Below are 16101 nucleotides of genomic sequence, written 5' to 3'. Positions count from 1 at the left end.
CTGTTTCAGACGGCCTTCAACATTTATTCATCAAAACCAGAGGCCGTCTGAAAAACCGCTTACCTTTTTCAGACGGCCTCATCCATGAACAACACCACACGCCGCATTCAAGAACTCACCGAACAGCTCAACCGCTACGCCTACGAATACTACACACTCGACGCACCCACCGTGCCCGATGCCGAGTACGACAGGCTTTTCCGCGAACTCGAAGCCCTCGAAGCCGCACACCCCGATTTACGCTTGCCCGAAAGTCCCACCCAGCGCGTCGGCGGCATGCCTTTGGACGGCTTTGAAAGCGTGCGCCATACCGTGCCGATGCTGTCGCTGAACAATGCTTTTTCGCCGCAAGACGAAAACGGCGCATTCTATCACGCCGAAATGCTGGCGTTTGACGAGCGCGTGCGCGGCGGATTGTCCGGCGTTCAACCCGAATACGTTATCGAACCCAAATTCGACGGCCTCGCCATCAGCCTGCTCTACCGCAACGGCGTGCTGGTTCAGGCGGCCACGCGCGGCGACGGCACCACCGGCGAAGACGTTACCCAAAATATCAAAACCATTGCCAATATCCCGCTGAAACTGCGCGGCGACAACCTGCCCTCGCTGCTTGAAGTGCGCGGCGAAGTGCTGATGCTCAAAGCGGATTTTGCCGCCTTAAACGAGAAACAGGCTGCCGACAATCAAAAACTGTTTGCCAACCCGCGCAATGCTGCTGCGGGCAGCCTGCGTCAACTCGATTCGCGCATCACCGCCAAACGCCGTCTGCATTTTTTCGCTTACGGCATCGCCCGCATCGAAGGCGGTACACGTTTGGAAGAGCATATTCAAGAGCTGGCTTATTTGTTTGAACTCGGTTTCAGCCTGCCGCACGGGCAATTCGGCGTTTTCCCTAATATCGCCGAAATACTGGCATTTTACGAACACATGTCGCGAAAACGCCCCGAACTGCCGTATGAAATCGACGGTATGGTGGTAAAAGTGAACAGTTTGGCGCAGCAGGAAACTCTGGGCTTCGTTTCCCGTGCGCCGCGCTGGGCCATCGCGCACAAATTCCCCGCCGAAGAAGCCTTAACCGTGGTCGAAGCGATTGACGTACAGGTCGGCCGCACCGGAGCCGTTACCCCCGTCGCCCGCTTGCAACCGGTGTTTGTCGGCGGTGTTACCGTAACCAATGCCACGCTGCACAACGAAGGCGAAACGCAACGCAAAGACGTGCGCATCGGCGATACCGTAGTAGTGCGCCGCGCGGGAGACGTGATTCCCGAAGTGGTGCGCGTAGTGCTTGAACGCCGCCCGATGCAAACCGTTACCGAAACCGTTTCAGACGGCCTGCAAAACGATTTGTTTGCCGAACCGGTTAGGCCGTCTGAAAACGTACAAACCGAACAAATACCGCTTTACCCCCAATACCGCCTGCCCGAACGCTGCCCGATCTGCGCCAGTGAAATCGAACGCGAAGAAGGCGAAGCCGTGGCCCGTTGCAGCGGCGGCATGTTGTGCCAAGCCCAACGCGCGCAAGGGCTGATTCATTTTGCTTCGCGCAAAGCGATGGATATCGACGGCTTAGGCCAGCGGCAAATCGAGCAGCTGGTCGCCCAAAATCTGGTGCAGCATTTCGCCGACCTTTACCGTTTGGACGTACCGACCTTGCAGCTGATGAAAGAAAACGCCGATAAGGAACAGGCTGCCGATGCCGGCGAAACGGTTTCAGACGGCCTCAAAACAACGGCTAAAAAACAGTCGCCGACCAAGTGGGCTGAAAACATCCTCGCCGGTATCGAAGCCAGCAAGCAGCCCGAACTCGCCCGTTTTCTGTTCGCCCTCGGCATCCGCCACGTCGGCGAGCGCACGGCCAAATCGCTGGCTCAAGCGTTCGGCACGCTGGAAAACGTGCGCCGCGCCCCCGAACCCGTGCTGACCTGCCTGCCCGACATCGGTGCCGTCGTCGCCCGTTCCATCGCCCATTTCTTCGCCCAACCGGAGCAGCAGGCCATGATAGACGAACTGCTTGTCGTCGGCGTTGTTCCGCAAAACCAAACAGTTACCCTGCCCCTTTCCCAATATGTTACTCCGGCCAAATGGCTCAGCCGCCTGCCCGGTTTCAAAATCAGCGAAACCAAAGCCGCCGCCTTGTGGGATTTGGCCGGCAAAAATACAGACGGCCTGTTGAACGACAATGCGTTGAATGCCGACTGGCAACAATGGCGCAACCAACCCGAAAATGCAGCCCTTTTACTATCTATGCGGCAGTTTTTGGAACAGATGCCGTCTGAAAACGAAGCATCCGTTTCAGACGGCCTCAACCAAGCCGTAGCCGGAAAAACCTTCGTGCTTACCGGCACTTTGCCGACGCTGAAACGCGACAAAGCACAAGCCATGATTGAAGCCGCGGGCGGGAAAGTGTCAGGCAGCGTATCGAAAAAAACCGATTATGTAGTCGCGGGCGAAGCGGCGGGCAGCAAACTGGAAAAAGCCAATGCGCTGGGCGTGGCGGTATTGGATGAAGCACAATTGATGGCACTTTTAAACCCGTAAACCGCCATACCGAACAAACCAAATAATCAATGCCGTAAATATTTGACATGCTCACATAATTCGTTAAACTTTATCGGGCTAAAGTTGTCCTATCCCCACTATCTATAAGGAGACACAATGAAACCGATTAAAAAAGCCGTATTTCCCGTTGCCGGTATGGGCACGCGCTTTCTGCCGGCCACCAAAGCCAGCCCCAAAGAAATGCTGCCGATTGTTGATAAGCCTTTGATCCAATATGCCGTAGAAGAAGCCGTGGCCGCCGGTTGCACCGAAATGGTGTTCGTAACCGGCCGCAACAAACGCAGCATCGAAGACCACTTCGACAAAGCCTACGAACTGGAAACCGAGCTGGAGCAGCGCAACAAAGAAAAACTGCTGACACATGTGCGCGACATTCTGCCGCCCGAAATTACCTGCCTGTATATCCGCCAAGCCGAAGCATTGGGGTTGGGACATGCCGTGTTATGCGCCAAAGCCGCCGTCGGCGACAACCCGTTTGCCGTGATTCTGGCCGACGACCTGATCGACGCACCGCAAGGCGCATTGAAGCAGATGGTGGATATCTACAACCAAACCGGCAACAGCGTTTTAGGCGTAGAAACCGTCGACCCCTCGCAAACCGGCTCATACGGTATCGTTGAAATCGAAAACCTCAAAAACTACAAACGCATCACCAATATCGTTGAAAAACCCAAGCCCGAAGAAGCACCTTCCAATCTGGCCGTGGTCGGACGCTACATTCTCACCCCGCGTATTTTCGACCTGCTCACCAACCTGCCGCGCGGTGCAGGCAACGAAATCCAACTTACCGACGGCATAGCCCGCCTGTTGGATCACGAGTTTGTGCTGGCACATAATTTCGAAGGCACCCGCTACGACTGCGGCAGCAAAATCGGTTATCTGGAAGCTACCCTCGCCTACGGTTTGAAGCACCCTGAAACCGGCGACGCCTTCCGCGAATTATTGAAACAATACGCAGAAAAAGCCTGATCTTTGCGCTTGCCGGGCTAACGTTGCAACCCGCCGCCGTTAAATAAAACAAGGCCGTCTGAAAATATGGTTTCAGACGGCCTCATCCGTAATAACAACCGATATCAAAAAGATTGTGCGGCATAGTTTGCCCGCATCAGCCAACCGGCATCAACACGGCACAACTTCCATATCCTGAGGCGAATTGTAATTCATAAACGCTGCGTCGTCGGGAAACATCACCGGCACGGCATGTTCTTGCTCCAACCAACCGCGCATCGTGCGCAAACCCGTTTGCAGGTAATCAGGCGTGCTTTGCAGCGTTTGCGGCCGCACAAACATCACGCTGTAATGCTTTTTCGATATCGTTTCGGCAAAAAAAGCATGGGCCGAAGTATGTTTCCCTGCGGCCTGAAGAAACCGCTCAACCAAATCGGGCGGCAGCTTCAAGGTATCGCACGGCACAATCAGCAGCCAATCCGCTTTCGCCAACTGGATATCGCTTGCCGCCGTACCCAACGCCGCCAACGGCCCCAAACCCTGCCATTGGCGCGCATCTGCAAACACATGCGGCGTGCGTTGTGCGTATTCTTCCATATTGCGGTTCACGCTGATGGCAATATTGTCAACCTGCGGGTTAACCGCATCAATAACATGATCGATAAAAGCCTTTTCCCCGCACAACATCAATCCCTTGTCTTGCCCGCCCATGCGCCGGCCTTCGCCGCCGGCCATAATCAATGCACTTACCGTCATCGTTTATTTCTCCCATTGAGACACAGCCTCCGCATCGCTTTGTTTGGCCTCTACCCAACGCTCGAGGCCGTCTGAAAAAGTTTCCTTCTTCCAAAACGGTGCTTCGGTTTTCAAGTAGTCCATAATAAATTCAGCAGCCGCAAATGCCGCCTTGCGGTGCTCCGACGCCGTCAGCACCAAAACGATTTGGTCATCGGCCGACAAACTGCCGACACGGTGCACCACCGTACACGCACTCAGCGGCCAGCGTTGCGCGGCCGTCTGAACGATACGGGCGATTTCGTTTTCGGTAACTTCGGGATAATGCTCTAAAAAAAGATGCGCCAAAGGCGTTTCGGTATCGCGGTCGCGCACCAAACCCACAAAACCCGCGACCGCACCGGTGTTGGCTCCCTTTGCCAACAGCGCATCATATTCGCTTTGCAGGTTGAAATCTTCGGTTTGAACCCTGATAACCGCTTTCATGGTCAGCCCCCCGTTACCGGAGGCAGCAACCCCACTTCCGCCCCATCCGGTATCTCGTCTTCCCATGTGCCGATTTTCTTGTTTACCACCAAACGGAAAATCCTGTCTTCCGCCAACGCGCTTTCCCATTCGCTGCCGCGCGCGCGCAGCAATGCCAGCAGATCATGTCCGTTTCCGCCCGCCCACGCCAAGCTTTCGCGGGCAGTATTCAGGTTCTGTTTCAGCACACCGAAATATAAAATCGTAATCATAAACGCTAAACCTTTTGAAACCCGTATAACACGTTGCTTTCGGCATACTTCTCAAAAACCCAAATTATCCTGCCTCAAGCTATCCGTATATTAAATAAAGTTTCAATTTGTTAAGGTTGATATAAATTTTCACTTATGCGATTTTACACGAAACACAGCGGGCTTCCAGCAAATCATGTCGATTAAAGTTTGATTTTTTTCATATTTAACACACTGAAAACATTATTTTTTATCACAAAATGCTTTGAGGCCCCTGCTTGATATAAATCAAACAACTGCTTTTTAACGATGAATAAAAACATCAAAACAAGCATTTCTTAACTTCTCTTCAACAAATCTTTTATAAAAAACCCGATATCTTTGCAAAACTCCCTGAAGGCGGATGCCGTTCAAGGCGCAGCAACGCCGTAGCAGAAGTTAAGTTGATTGACTATATATGTATTCATTCGCAACCATAAAACACCATCCCATATAAATGGCTATTTGATCTTGCGCAAATCATTTGTCAAAGACAGCAGGCCGTCTGAAAGCTGCAATTCTTTTCAGACGGCCTTTTCGGTAGAATAAGCAAGGATTTATATTCAAAAATAATATTCAAGCGATGTTTTCCGTTCCAACCTAAAAAAGGATACCGATATGGACAACAAACTCGGCTTTAAACCAATACCCGCTGCCATTGCAGTAGGGTTGGCCTTATTGATTTGGTTCGTTATTCCCGTGCCCGAAGGTGTAACACCCCAAGCATGGCATCTGCTGGCGATGTTTGTCGGCGTGATTGCGGCGATTATCGGCAAAGCCATGCCGATTGGTGCGCTTTCGATGGTGGCGATTATGCTGGTGGCCGTTACCGGCGTTACCGCCGAAAAGCCCGCCGATGCCATTAAAGATGCTTTGAGCAGTTTCGCCAGCCCGTTGATTTGGCTGATTGGCGTATCCATTATGATTTCGCGCGGCATTCTGAAAACCGGCTTGGGCGCGCGTATCGGTTATCTGTTTATTTCCCTGTTCGGCAAAAAAACCTTAGGCATCGGTTACAGCCTGGCCTTGTCGGAGCTGCTGCTCGCCCCCGTTACGCCGAGTAACACCGCACGCGGCGGCGGTATTATCCACCCCGTGATGAAAGCGATTGCCTCCAGTTACGATTCCGACCCCGAAAAAGGCACGCAAGGCCGCATCGGTAAATATCTGGCTTTGGTCAACTACCACAGCAATCCGATTACTTCGGCCATGTTCATCACCGCCACCGCGCCCAACCCGCTGGTGGTCGACATCATCGCCAAAGCCACTAATTCCGACATTCATCTGAGCTGGGGCACTTGGGCGCTGGCCATGCTGCTGCCCGGTTTGGCCGCGATGTTTTTGATGCCGTTGGTGCTCTATTTCATCTATCCGCCCGAAATCAAAGAAACACCGAACGCCGCACAGTTTGCCAAAGAACGGCTGAACGAATTGGGAGCGATGAACCGCGGTGAAAAAATCATGCTCGGCATTTTCGCGCTGCTGCTGATCTTGTGGGCGGGCGTGCCTGCCATGCTGTTCGGCAGCGGTTGGAAAGTCGATGCCACCACCACCGCCTTTATCGGCCTTTCGCTGCTGCTGCTTTCCGGCGTGCTGTCTTGGGACGACATCCTCAAAGAAAAAAGCGCGTGGGACACCGTAACCTGGTTCGCCGCGCTCGTGATGATGGCCACTTTCTTGAACAAACTCGGCCTGATCGCATGGTTTTCCGGCGTATTGGAAAACAGCATCGAACATCTCGGTTTGGGCTGGGTAGGGGCATCGGCACTGTTATTGCTGGCCTATATGTACGCGCACTATATGTTTGCCAGCACCACCGCCCACATCACCGCCATGCTCGGCGCTTTCTACGCCGCCGGTATCGCCTTGGGTGCACCGCCCATGCTGTTCGCCCTGCTGATGGCAGCCGCCTCCAGCATCATGATGACGCTTACCCACTACGCCACCGGCACGTCGCCCGTGATTTTCGGCTCGGGCTATACCACGCTCGGCGAGTGGTGGAAAGCCGGCTTCGTGATGAGCGTCGTCAACCTGCTGGTGTTTGTGGTTATCGGCGGTATATGGTGGAAAGTTTTGGGTTATTGGTAACAAGTGTTCATATTAACGAGGCCGTCTGAACGTTGAACTGCTATCCAATATTTGAACGAGTTTAAGAATCTCTCAAACAGTCTTTTCAAGCTGAGTTCTGTGGGCAACAGAACTCAGCTTTTTTAAGTTCAAACTGATGCATTCATGATTGCACAGTCAATCAACTTATTTTGAATACTAGGCGGCAAGCCTCAGACATGATAAGGGATACGGAGCCGATTCTGTTGCCGCTGTGGCAACTTAACAATCGTTCTCTTTAAGCTGTTGCACTGCAACGCCGTAGTAAAATCAAGTTGATTGACTATGGTTATCCGTCGGTTAATCGGATAAACCCGACAAACGGCCTGTATCCATGGCAATCATCCGCTCTTCATTGGTCGGCACCACCAAAACGGCAGGGCTGTATCCGGCTTGGCTGATCATGCCCGATGCGCCGAAACGGGTGGCTTCATTGGCTTTTTCGTCGATGGTCAGCCCCATAAAACCCAGATAGCCGACGGTTTTGCTGCGCACGACATCCGAATTTTCGCCGATTCCTCCGGTAAACACCAAAGCGTCTATGCCGCCGGTGGCCACCGCCATAGCGGCAATGTATTTGGCCAAACGGTAAGTCATCACTTCCAAAGCCAGCTTTGCACCTTCATGGCCTTCTTCCGCTGCCTCTTGAATGGTTCGGCAATCGTTGGAAAGCTCGGAAATACCGAGCAGGCCGGATTTTTTGTTCAATAAATCGGTAACGGCTTTGATGTCCATGCCGGCGTTTTCGGCCAAAAACGAATAAGTGCTGGGGTCGATATCGCCGCTGCGCGTGCCCATCACCAAACCTTCCAGCGGGGTAACGCCCATGCTGGTGTCTTTCGATTCGCCGTTTTTCACCGCACACACCGATGCGCCGTTGCCCAAATGGGCAATCACCAGCGAACAATCGGTAACGTCTTTGCCGAGAATTTTAGCGGCGGTAGGGGCAACGTAACGGAAGCTGGTGCCGTGGAAACCGTAGCGGCGGAAACCGTATTTGCGGTAGAGCTCCTGCGGCACGGCGTAGGTGTAGGCATGTTGGGGCATAGTTTGGTGGAAGGCGGTATCAAACACGCCCACATTGGTCAGGCCGGGGAAAATGCTTTGTGCCGCGCGGATGCCGGTAAGGTTGGCGGGATTGTGCAGAGGGGCGAGCGGAATACATTCTTCGAGCGTGGCGATAACGTCGTCGTCGATTACCACCGAACCGCTGTATTTTTCGCCGCCGTGCACCACACGGTGGCCGATGGCCTGAACCAGATTTTGCAGGTCATGTGTTTTCAATTCTTCCAACAAAGCTTCCACCGCACCGGTATGGTCGTGCCTGCCCGACAGGCTCACTTCGTGTTTTTCGCCGTCTTTCCTGTTTACGAACCACGAACCGCGGTCAACCGGCCGAACATGCGGATGCTCGAAATACTTGAACGTAATATAAGCTTCGGGGGTTGTGAGCTTTTCGGCCAAGCAGCTTAAAATTACTTCGCCGCTATGGTTGTCGATCAACGCGCCTTTCAGCGATGAGCTGCCGCAGTTTAATACCAAAATCAGCTTGTCGGACATGGTTTCTCCTTTTCAGTTTATTTCTTATCGTGAATCTATCGAATATGACGGTTGCCGGTTTTGCAGCCTGATGCGGCCTGACGGCAACAGCTGACGAATGTAGTTTAAGCATCTGCCGCATGTAAAATGCTTTCTTTAAATGGCTTCCATCAGAAAAAATGATGGCACGCCATTTATGCCGTTGCAAAACGATTGAATATTTGTTTTAGAGCGGCCATGTCTTTATACTTCGACAATCTCCGCCTTCGGTTCAGACGGCCTGCCGTATGTTGCCGTTTTGAATTTTAAAACGCCGCCGCCCGGTTTGCGCTTGACGGAAAGCGCAGCCGCAAAACCGAAATGCCGTCTGAAAAAACTTTTAAGAAAGCCGATTATGTCTGATATTTTGAATAAAATCCTTGCCACCAAAGCCGAAGAAGTGGCCGCCGCCAAAACCGCCGTGCCGTTTGAAACCATCCGCAGCCAAGCCGCCGATGCCGAGCCTGCCCGAGGCTTCGCCGATGCTATTCACGCCAAACACCGCGCCGGCCTGCCCGCAGTAATTGCCGAAATCAAAAAAGCCAGCCCCTCCAAAGGGTTGATTCGCGCCGATTTCAATCCGGTTGATATTGCACGGGCTTACGAGCGCGCCGGAGCCGCATGTTTGTCGGTGTTGACCGACGAACAGTATTTCCAAGGTTCGCCCGAATATTTGAAACAGGTTAAAGCAGCCGTTTCGCTGCCCGTGTTGCGCAAAGATTTTATTATCGACGACTACCAGATTTACCAAGCCCGCGCTTGGGGTGCGGATGCCGTTTTGCTGATTGCCGCCGCTCTCGAAGCCGAAGAGTTGGAGCGTTTCGAACAAACCGCCCATGCGCTGGGCATGTCGGTATTGCTCGAACTGCACGACCCTTCCGAATTGGAAAAATGCCGCCGCCTGACCACTCCGCTTTGGGGCGTAAACAACCGAAACCTGCGCACATTCGATGTTTCTTTACAGCAAACATTGGATTTATTGCCCGAACTAAGCGGCAAAACCGTCGTAACCGAAAGCGGCATCCGCAATAAAGAGGATGTCGATTTTATGCAAAGCCACGGCGTCCGCACTTTCCTGATTGGCGAAACCTTTATGCGTGCAGACGATATTGAAGCGGCGGTTAAATCACTGTTTTGAATAAACAACACAAACGGTTTCAATGAATATATCGTAAAATAAGCAAAGGCCGTCTGAAATGTTCAGACGGCCTTTGCTTATTGATTCGAATACCGAAGTATTCAGGTATCAGATTGAAGCGTTTACAAACGCAACCAACTGACCTTTGGCCAAAGCGCCCACTTTAGTGGCCACGTTTTGGCCGTCTTTGAACACCATCAGCGTCGGAATGCCGCGCACACCGAATTGGCTCGGGGTTTGCTCGTTTTCGTCGATGTTTACCTTAACCACTTTCAGACGGCCTTCAAATTCGGCGGCCACTTCGTCCAAAATCGGGGCGATCATTTTGCAGGGGCCACACCACGGAGCCCAAAAGTCCAATAATACGGGTACGTCTGATTTCAAAACGTCTTGCTCGAATGTAGCATCGGTAGCGTGTACGATTAAGTTGCTGCTCATGTTATTTTCCTTTAAATGGTGGTGAATGAAAGCCATTCGATTAGCTCATGGCTGTTAGCATAGGGGCTGGCAGACAAAATTTCAAGGGCTGCTGTGGGCTAATAGTTTTTGAGTATAGTCCGCATCGGGTTTCGCAAACACCGCTTCCAACTCGCCCTGCTCCACCACCCGGCCGTCTTTCAACACCATCACGCGGTGCGACAAGGCGCGGATAACGGCCAAATCGTGGCTGATGATGATTAAGCTCAAACCGTGTTTGCTTTGCAAATCAGCCAGTAATGCCAAAATCTGCTGCTGCCACTGCACATCGAGCGCGCTGGTGGGTTCGTCGAGCACCAGCACCTTCGGGTGCACGATAATGGCACGGGCAATCGCCAGCCGCTGCCTTTGGCCGCCTGAAAAAGCATGCGGATAGCGGTCGAGAATATCTTCGGGCAGGCCGACTTGTTGCAGCACTTCCACCACACGGGAGCGCATGGTTTCGCGGCTCATTTTCGGCTCGTGCACGCGCAGGGCTTCGGAAACAATCTCAAACACATTCATACGCGGGTTGAACGCGCCGAACGGGTCTTGAAACACCATCTGCACTTCTTTACGCAACAACGGCTGCCAAGCCTGCCCGTTGATTTTCAGACGGCCTTCCGACTCCATCAAACGCATCACCGCCTTGGCCAGCGTGGTTTTACCGCTGCCGCTTTCGCCGATAATGCCCAGCGTTTCGCCCGCTTTCAAATCGAACGACACCGGTTCGAGCAGCATTTTGCGCCGTTTTTTAAACCACCCTGCCTGCTCGCTCACGGCCACGCTGATACGTTCCGCCTCGAGCACGGTTTCGGCACCTTCGGCCACAGTCTGCACCTGCCTCACAGCGCCGGCGTTCAGCAGCATTTTGGTGTATTCGTGCTGCGGACGGGCAAACACCTGAGCGGCCTCACCCTGTTCGACAATCCGCCCGTGCCGCATCACCGCGATATCGTCGGCGAAACGGCGCACCAAGTTCAAATCGTGGCTGATGTACACCAAAGTCATGTTATGGCCGGCCTGCAAGCGCGCAAGCAAATCGAGAATCTGCGCCTGCACGGCCACATCCAGTGCGGTAGTCGGCTCGTCGGCAATCAGCAATTTAGGCTCCGCCGCCACCGCCATCGCAATCATTGCCCGCTGCCGCTGACCGCCCGAAAGCTGAAACGGAAAGGCAGACACTTTCTCTTCGGGATTCCGAATACCCGTTTCCGCCAGCAATTCCACCGCCCGCGCCCATGCCTGCTTGGGCGGCAAACCCAGATGCAGCGTCAGCACTTCGGCAATCTGCTTGCCCACTCGCATCACGGGGTTCAAAGCCGTCATCGGTTCCTGAAACACCATACCGATTTCCCTGCCGCGCCATTTTTGCAGCGCGCGCGGAGGTTTATCGAGCAGGTTTTCGCCGTTGAATTTCAGACGGCCTTCAAACGACACCGCCGGATTCAACTGCATGATGCCCTGCGCCAACACGGTTTTGCCGCTGCCACTCTCGCCTACAATCGCCAGCTTGCGGCCTTGTTTGACATTGAGATTGATGTCGTACAGCACCTGCTTGCCAGGGAAAGAGGCGTTTAGGTTTTGGATTTCGAGAATGTTCATTTACTTAAATATTATTCTTCTTGTTGATATTCTTTTTTAAAATATTTCTCTATTAAATCTTTGGCAATACTTTCAAAAATTGACATATGTTCATCAACGATATTCAAAGCATCTTCAAATGGCTGCAACGCATCCTCATAATCAGGATACTCTTCTATTAATTTTTCTAAATCAAGTTTAACAGGTAAAAATATCTCTCTCTCGTCTTTAGCATATGCAATATATTGGAAACCAGCTTGGTGCAAATTTATATATTTTTCAAATTGTTCTTGCATAAATTTTTTTGCACCTGCGTTATCTAAATTAAAAAAACCTGCTTTAAAACCAAATTTTATGCCTGTTTGAATAACTTCCCCATCATCATAACGAACCAAATCCGTAAACAGACTTAGCCAAGAAGGATCTTTCATGTATGTATCAATTTTTTTAGACCCCGTCTTCATATCCCAATCAAACCAAATTGCCTCTTCTTCTTTTTTTTTACCAAGATTCCTTGGCCAATTGTTATTTGATTTTGTCTTCTCATTCCATTCTTGAAATTTTTTATCTATTTTCTCCAAAAAATCGTCATCAATCTTTCTTAAAAAATCGTAGGATTTTTCAACCATATCCAAATTTTTCAAAACCAGTTTAGCCAGTTCGTGCTCAGTATTGTTCATTTTAAAATCCTTTATAGCGATGCAAAGTGATTAATCAATTGGTTAAAAATAACCTGCTGATATGGAGAATAGTGTGAATACGAAGAAATTGTTTGCCTTAAACATTTAGCAATCTCCTGCCAAGAAAGCAAAATCACTTTATTGTGCAGCAATGTATCATGTGGAAGTTGTTTATTTTTCGTGAGAAATAGCAAATGTTTTTGTGATGCCATTTCCTTATTCAAACGTTCCCAGTAACGCCGTAATTGGCTGCTGTGCTGATTTATTGCCTCATTAGCGTCTACTTTCGCTTCCAAAAACAAACAGGTGCTTCGGCTTTTTATCACGATATCTATGCGTTCGGAGATATTACCGTATTGACAAATCTCAAACTGAGTTGCATAAGATTCATATCTTAAATAATCAATTACCGAACCCAAGCGGTTTTCTTTATCAATAAATTTCAATAGATTCAATAAAAAACATTTCCCCAAGCCGTGATCGCCTTTTTCGTCCATCAACCAGCCTAAAACTTCACAATTTTTCAGCTCCGATCTGCCTATTCTCACAAACTGCCAAAGGTTCATCTGCATTCCTGCCCGAAATAAGGCATCATCTCTCTCCCGATAAGCATCCAAAAATTTTTTTAATTCAGAAGCATCCAAATTTATAGAATAATCAATCTCAGCTTTTGCTTTCTGCTCAGGTTGTTTTTCATATAAACATCTAAACTCATCATAAAACTTAACAAACTGCTGCTGAAAATCCGATTGATTCATCACTCTTTCCCTTAACATTCTAAAATTACAGAAAAAATCCTTAAACTTATCTACTTCCATCATTACTTTCCATATGCCAAGAGAAATACAAAATCAATGCTTTTTTAAATATTGATAGGGAAATGGCCTTTATCTGTTTTATGTCCGCGCCCTAACATCAAACGCATACCGCAGCCCTTCACCAATCATCACCAGCAGCAACAGCATCACCGTCAGCGCACCGACGGCCGACAAGCCTATCCACCATGCGTCCAGATTGTCTTTGCCTTGCGCCAGCAGTTCGCCCAAGCTGGCTTGCGAAGCGGGTACGCCCAAGCCGAGGAAGTCGAGGCTGGTTAAGGCCAGCACCGCGCCAGAAATGCGGAACGGCAGAAACGCCAGCACCGGCGTTAAGCTGTTGGGCAGAATGTGCCGCCACATAATCGTGCGGTTGCCCACGCCCATGCTTTTTGCCGCCAGCACATAATCGGCCTGACGGTTTTTGAGAAACTCGGCACGCACGTAGTCCGACAAGCCCATCCAGCCGAACAGCGACAGAATTACCAGCAGCACCAGCAGGCCGGGATTGAAAAACGACGATAAGATAATCAGCAAATAAAGCTCGGGCAGCCCGCCCCAGATTTCCAAAAACCGCTGCATTACCAAATCGACCTTGCCACCGAAATAGCCTTGTACCGCGCCCGCCAACACGCCGATAAAGGTGGTTACGGCAGTTAAGGCCAGCGCAAACAGCAGCGAATCGCGAAAGCCGTACACCAACCGTGCCAACACGTCGCGCCCGCGGTCGTCGGTGCCGAGCCAATGCGTTTCAGACGGCCTTGCGGGGTCGGGCTGCCTGTCGAAATCGTTGAGAGTGTCGGCATCATAAGGATTGGGCAGATAAACGGCATAATTGCCGCCGCCGGTGATGTTGTGCTTTATCAGCGGATCGAGGTAATCGGCGGGCGTATCGAAATCGCCGCCGAACTCGGTTTCATGATAGGTGTTGACGAGCGGGAAGTAATATTGGCCGTTGTAGTGTATCCATAACGGTTTGTCGTTGCTCCAAAGCGGCGCGGCCAAAGCAATCACAAACAACACGGCCAGCAGCCTCAAGGCCAGCCAGCCGCGTTTGTGTTGTTTGAATGCCTGCCATGTGGTTCGTAAGGAATCAAGTCGCATATCATTAACCGTAATAAAAACCGTGGAAAAGGATAACGGTTTTCAGACGGCCCTGCCACAGCAATTTGTGTTTATACTGTTAAATGTGAGCGGAATATGTAATTTCCGCCTATTGTCGATAAGGAACAGAAATGAAAAAATTACTGCAAATGCATTTTAGCTTCCACGGGCCGTTCGGTTCGGAAATGGCTGACCAACTTCGCGAACTTGCCGAATCGATTAATCAGGAACCGGGCTTTATTTGGAAAGTATGGACGGAAAGCGAGAAAAACCAAGAGGCCGGCGGAATTTATCTTTTTGAAAACGAAGAAACCGCTCTGGCTTATGTGGAAAAGCATTCCGCCCGTTTGAAAACATTCGGTATCAACGAGGTGGTTTACAAAATCTTCGATGTCAACGAACCGCTCACGCTGATTAACCGCGGTAAATTGGGTTAATTGTTCTCTCTATTTATTCAATGTATTAAAGGCCGTCTGAAAATTTCAGACGGCCTTTGGTTATTTCTGCCCGCCGAAGTGAATGCGCGGATCTACCCACGAATAAGAAATGTCCGACAGCAGCTTCGCCAGCAAACCCATCAGCGTAAACACATACAATGTGCCCATCACCACCGGATAATCGCGTTTAATTACCGATTCATAAGAGAGCAAACCCAAGCCGTCGAGCGAAAACAGCGTTTCAATCAGCAGGCTGCCGGTAAAAAATGCGCCGATAAAGGCGGCGGGAAAGCCGGTAATCAGCGGAATCATAGCGTTGCGGAACACATGTTTCATTAAAATCTGCTTTTCCGGCAAACCTTTGGCGCGGGCAGTGTACACATACTGGCGGCGGATTTCTTCGAGAAACACATTTTTGGTGAGCACCGTCATCACCGCCAGATTGCCCGCCACCGAAGCGGTGATCGGCAAAGCCATGTGCCACAGATAATCGGTTATTTTCGCACCCCAACCGAGTGTTTCCCAATCATCGCTTACCAAACCGCCCTGCGGAAACCATGCGAAGAAGCTGCCGCCGCCGAACAACACCAGCAACACCAAACCCAGCACAAAAGGCGGAATGGTGTAGCCCACCAAAATCACGATGCCCGATACCGCATCAAACCGTGAACCGTCGCGCACTGCTTTGGCAATGCCCAACGGAATGCAGATTAAATAGGTTAGAAAAAAAGTCCACAAGCCCAAGCTCATCGACACCGGCATTTTTTCTTTCACCAATTCCAGCACCGTTTGATGATGGAAAAAGCTTTCGCCCAAATCAAAACGGGCAAAACGCGATACCATATCGAAAAAGCGCGTGAGCGGCGGTTTGTCGAAACCGTATAAAGCATTGAGCGCGGCCATATCGTCGGCACTCAAGCCGCCCCCGCGCTTCAATACGCCGCCGGCCTGTGCTGCCGTTTCGCCGCCGACTCCGCCTTGCGTGAGCTGCTGCACCATCTGCTCCACCGGCCCGCCGGGCACGAACTGGATCACGGCAAACGTTACCGCCAAGATGCCCAACAGCGTGGGCACCAGCAAAAGCAGACGATGAAAAATATACCGCCACATAGGGTTTTGTCCGAAATAAAAGAATCAAAAGATGCGGGCATCTTATCAAGATTGAGGCCGTCTGAAAACGACAGGGGTTTTCAGACGGCCTTCAAG

Annotated in this window: 15 protein-coding genes; 5 read left to right on the top strand and 10 right to left on the bottom strand. The window is 51.1% G+C overall.

Features of this window, described 5'->3' with window-relative positions; translation table 11 throughout:
• The first annotated feature begins 84 nt into the window (after nt 1-84).
• Both ligA and galU read left to right on the top strand, forming a co-directional pair.
• Complete coding sequence (gene ligA / locus LVJ88_RS04585) at nt 85-2538, top strand: NAD-dependent DNA ligase LigA (RefSeq protein ID WP_085417760.1); 2454 nt, start codon at nt 85-87, stop codon at nt 2536-2538.
• 117 nt (nt 2539-2655) lie between these two features.
• Complete coding sequence (galU, locus tag LVJ88_RS04580; RefSeq protein WP_054598586.1) at nt 2656-3528, top strand: UTP--glucose-1-phosphate uridylyltransferase GalU; 873 nt, start codon at nt 2656-2658, stop codon at nt 3526-3528.
• Nucleotides 3529-3678: 150 nt separating this feature from the next.
• Here galU and mobA read toward each other — a convergent pair whose 3' ends face one another.
• The 3 genes from mobA to LVJ88_RS04565 are packed head-to-tail and all read right to left on the bottom strand — an operon-like array spanning nt 3679 to nt 4979.
• Nucleotides 3679-4263 (bottom strand): molybdenum cofactor guanylyltransferase MobA, encoded by a 585-nt coding sequence (gene mobA, locus LVJ88_RS04575; protein WP_085417759.1) that lies wholly within the window; start codon nt 4261-4263, stop codon nt 3679-3681.
• A gap of 3 nt (nt 4264-4266) precedes the next feature.
• Nucleotides 4267-4728 carry a molybdenum cofactor biosynthesis protein MoaE gene (locus tag LVJ88_RS04570; RefSeq protein ID WP_054598584.1) on the bottom strand — a complete coding sequence of 154 codons (462 nt, stop codon included), beginning with the start codon at nt 4726-4728 and terminating at the stop codon, nt 4267-4269.
• Between the two features lie 2 nt (nt 4729-4730).
• Nucleotides 4731-4979: a MoaD/ThiS family protein gene (locus tag LVJ88_RS04565; RefSeq protein WP_054598583.1), complete on the bottom strand. Its 249-nt coding sequence runs from the start codon at nt 4977-4979 to the stop codon at nt 4731-4733.
• Nucleotides 4980-5615: 636 nt separating this feature from the next.
• Here LVJ88_RS04565 and LVJ88_RS04560 point away from each other — a divergent pair.
• A complete protein-coding gene (locus LVJ88_RS04560; RefSeq protein ID WP_085417758.1) occupies nt 5616-7085 on the top strand; it encodes a DASS family sodium-coupled anion symporter in 1470 nt (489 codons plus the stop codon).
• Nucleotides 7086-7403: 318 nt separating this feature from the next.
• Here the strand turns inward: LVJ88_RS04560 and LVJ88_RS04555 are convergent, their stop codons facing one another.
• Nucleotides 7404-8663 carry an acetate kinase gene (locus LVJ88_RS04555; RefSeq protein WP_085417757.1) on the bottom strand — a complete coding sequence of 420 codons (1260 nt, stop codon included), beginning with the start codon at nt 8661-8663 and terminating at the stop codon, nt 7404-7406.
• Between the two features lie 373 nt (nt 8664-9036).
• On the opposite strand from LVJ88_RS04555, the gene trpC reads away from it, so the two are divergent.
• On the top strand, nt 9037-9819 hold the full coding sequence (trpC, locus tag LVJ88_RS04550) for an indole-3-glycerol phosphate synthase TrpC (RefSeq protein ID WP_085417780.1): 783 nt from the start codon (nt 9037-9039) through the stop codon (nt 9817-9819).
• Between the two features lie 108 nt (nt 9820-9927).
• On the opposite strand, the gene trxA is transcribed toward trpC, so the two are convergent.
• From trxA to LVJ88_RS04525, 5 genes are all read right to left on the bottom strand, one after another.
• Nucleotides 9928-10257, bottom strand: a complete 330-nt coding sequence (gene trxA / locus LVJ88_RS04545; RefSeq protein WP_054598580.1) for a thioredoxin TrxA — start codon at nt 10255-10257, stop codon at nt 9928-9930.
• A gap of 81 nt (nt 10258-10338) precedes the next feature.
• Nucleotides 10339-11880: an ABC transporter ATP-binding protein gene (locus LVJ88_RS04540; RefSeq protein WP_085417756.1), complete on the bottom strand. Its 1542-nt coding sequence runs from the start codon at nt 11878-11880 to the stop codon at nt 10339-10341.
• An 11-nt stretch (nt 11881-11891) separates the two neighbouring features.
• Complete coding sequence (locus tag LVJ88_RS04535; RefSeq protein WP_085417755.1) at nt 11892-12539, bottom strand: hypothetical protein; 648 nt, start codon at nt 12537-12539, stop codon at nt 11892-11894.
• An 11-nt stretch (nt 12540-12550) separates the two neighbouring features.
• On the bottom strand, nt 12551-13360 hold the full coding sequence (locus LVJ88_RS04530) for a PD-(D/E)XK nuclease family protein (RefSeq protein WP_085417754.1): 810 nt from the start codon (nt 13358-13360) through the stop codon (nt 12551-12553).
• Between the two features lie 75 nt (nt 13361-13435).
• Nucleotides 13436-14458, bottom strand: a complete 1023-nt coding sequence (locus tag LVJ88_RS04525) for an ABC transporter permease (protein ID WP_085417753.1) — start codon at nt 14456-14458, stop codon at nt 13436-13438.
• Between the two features lie 131 nt (nt 14459-14589).
• Here LVJ88_RS04525 and LVJ88_RS04520 point away from each other — a divergent pair, with 131 nt between their 5' ends.
• Complete coding sequence (locus LVJ88_RS04520) at nt 14590-14895, top strand: monooxygenase (RefSeq protein WP_085417752.1); 306 nt, start codon at nt 14590-14592, stop codon at nt 14893-14895.
• 60 nt (nt 14896-14955) lie between these two features.
• Here the strand turns inward: LVJ88_RS04520 and LVJ88_RS04515 are convergent, their stop codons facing one another.
• Entirely contained in the window at nt 14956-16005 is a 1050-nt protein-coding gene (locus tag LVJ88_RS04515; protein WP_054598577.1) for an ABC transporter permease subunit, read from the bottom strand.
• Between the last annotated feature and the right edge of the window lie 96 nt (nt 16006-16101).

Origin of the sequence: Neisseria dumasiana (assembly GCF_022870885.1) — a bacterium.
GTDB lineage: Bacteria > Pseudomonadota > Gammaproteobacteria > Burkholderiales > Neisseriaceae > Neisseria > Neisseria dumasiana.
Note: the sequence above shows the minus strand (reverse complement) of the source record. Positions and strands in the feature narration are given on the sequence as shown.